Annotated in this window: 1 protein-coding gene; it reads left to right on the top strand. The window is 43.2% G+C overall.

All coding sequences use genetic code 11. The features are described from left to right. Positions 1-395: 395 nt before the first annotated feature. The coding region (locus tag AC4II3_RS32285) for a CHAT domain-containing protein (protein ID WP_490723034.1) at positions 396-2,804 on the top strand (2,409 nt) is incomplete at its 3' end.

The raw sequence follows: 2,804 nt of genomic DNA, 5'->3' as shown, positions 1-2,804 counted from the left end.
CGGGAGTCGGGAGTCGGGAGTCGGGAGTCGGGAGTCGGGAGTCGGGAGTCGGGAATAGTAGGAAAGAAAACCTAGGATTTTTTGATGTTCTGATAACTCAGAATTTGGTTTCATGATCTAATTGAAAACGGTATCTAGAGGGAGCTTCGGAGCAGGTAATAGTAGGAAAAAACTCCTTTGATTTTTTGATGGTACTGGTAAAGATGTAGTGATGTAGGCGTTGGTCTGGTCAAGGTTTCGGGAGCTAAAGTCAAGAATTGTATACCACTACCAGGATTTTTCCCGATTCCCAATTCCCGATTCCCTACTCCCGATTCCCGATTCCCGATTCCCGATTCCCTACTCCCGATTCCCAATTTCCGATTCCCGATTCCCTGTTCCCTTAATTAATTATCATGAAAAAATTGCCATTTCTAATTGCAATCGCATTAACGTGCTTCCTAGCATCGGGGAAAGCCTTATCAAATTCTGTTGTCATCACACCCGATTCCCGATTCCCGACTCCCGATTCCCGACTCCCGATTCCCGACTCCCGATTCCTGATTCCCGATTCTCTAGAACAACAAGCCCAACAACTCTATGAAACAGGGCAATATCAAGAGGTGATCCCGTTGTTGGAGCAAGTTATTAGTAACTATACCGAGAGTGGAGACCTTATTGGTGAGATTAACAGCTTAGTTAATCTGGCTTTAGTTTATCAACGTTTGGGAGATATAGAAGAAGCTCAAGAAACCCTATCCCAGAGTTCTAGCAAATTATCACAACTTTCACGTAATACTAAAGAATATCAAGAATTAAAAGCCCAAATCCTGTCAGTGGAAGGACAAATAGACTTATCCCTAGGTGATGCAAAAAAAGCCTTATCAAATTGGGAGCAAACTAGTGCTATTTACCAAGACCTAGGAGACCTAACTAGATTGACGGAAAGTCAGATTTACCAAGTGCAAGCCTTACGATCATTAGGGTTATATCATCAAGCCACTAAAACCTTAACTCAAATCAAGGAAACGCTTCAAGACCAACCGGATAGCAAACTCAAAAGTACCGCCCTCCAATACTTAGGTAATATCCTGCGCCGAGTGGGTAAATTCCAAGACTCTCAAGAAATATTACAACAAAGTTTAGCCATAGCCGAAACATTAGCAGATCAAACCTTGATTGCTGAAAGTCTACTCAGTTTGGGGGATACAGCTAGATTACAAGCTGAAAGTCTACTCAGTTTGAGGGATAGAGCTAGATCACAACAGAAAAGAAAAGACGCAATGGCTTTCTATCAAAGGGTTGTAGAGAAATCTCCCTTACCGGATCTTAAGATTCAGGGACAGTTAAATCAACTGAATATATTGATAGCTAACGAAGAGTGGTCACAAGCCAGAGCATTATGGTCAGGGATAGAGTATACTTTAACGACATTATCTCCAAATCAAACAGCAATAAGTGCTAGAATTAATCTAGTCCAAACCCTGTCAAAAAGTAAAAACTCCCAACTCAAATCTCCCAACTCCCTGGTTACTTATCTCACCGATGCCCTTAAGTTGGCTAGGGAGTTGGGAGATAGAAGAGCGGAAGCTGAAGCCCTAGGTAACTTGGGAACCTTATACGAACACGCATCACGTCTTGATGATGCCCAAAAATTGACGGAAAAAGCTTTACTAATTGCTCAACAAGTCAATGGTCCCGATTTAGCCTATCAATGGCAATGGCAACTGGGCAGAATCCTCAACCAAAAAGATGATAAAAAAGGTGCGATCGCGGCCTATTCTCAATCGGTGAAAACCCTGCAATCGATTCGTAGCGACCTAGTCGCGATTAGTAGCGATATTCAGTTTGAGTTTCGAGAGAGTGTCGAACCAGTCTACCGAGAATTAGTAGGACTACTGCTGGAGGCGAATGCACCTCAAGAAAACCTCAAACAAGCACGAGATGTGATTGAATCCCTGCAACTAGCGGAACTAGACAACTTTTTTCGGGATGCCTGTCTAGATGCCAAACCAGTTAATATCGACAAAATAGACCCCAACGCTGCTATCTTCTATACCATTATCTTGCCAGAACGCCTGGAAGTAATTGTCACCTTACCGGGACAACCTCTGCGCCAGATCACCACTAACTTACCTCAAACAAAAATAGAAAGACAACTGAAGTGGGTACTCAGAGATATTACTAACCCTTGGCGAGGTCTTCAAAAGGACAACTTACAAATAATACACGACTGGTTAATCGGCCCGATTGAAACGGAACTAGCCAAGAGTAACATCCGCACCCTAGTATTTATCCCAGACGGAGCGTTGCGCAATCTTCCCATGTCTGTGCTTTATGACGGGGAAAACTATTTGATCGAGAAATATAGTATTGCGGTAGCACCTAGTTTACAATTAATCGACCCTAAAGCAAATGTCAGAAAAAACGTTTCGGCTCTGACTGCTGGAGTGACGGAAACTCGTCCCCATCGTCCCAATTTAGCACCACTTCCTGGGGTGAAGGTGGAATTAGAGAATATCAAGGCTCAAATTCCTTCATCGATTTTACTCAATGAATCCTTTACTGAATTTAACTTCAATACCGAAGTTAATACCTCTGGTTACGAAATCGTTCATCTGGCCACTCATGGTGAATTTAGTTCAGTAGCTGAAAAAACCTTTCTGCTGACCTGGGATGACGTGATCAATCTCAATGAGTTAAATAGTCTGATCTCAGCCGATCAAAAGCAAAAAAATCCCATTGAATTACTCGTCCTCAGTGCTTGTCAGACAGCCGCAGGAGACTCCCGAGCGGCGTTGGGATTGGCTGGAGTAGCAGTGCGA

The sequence above is a fragment of the Moorena sp. genome, assembly GCF_982860115.1.
This window is presented reverse-complemented; position numbering and strand designations above follow the sequence as displayed.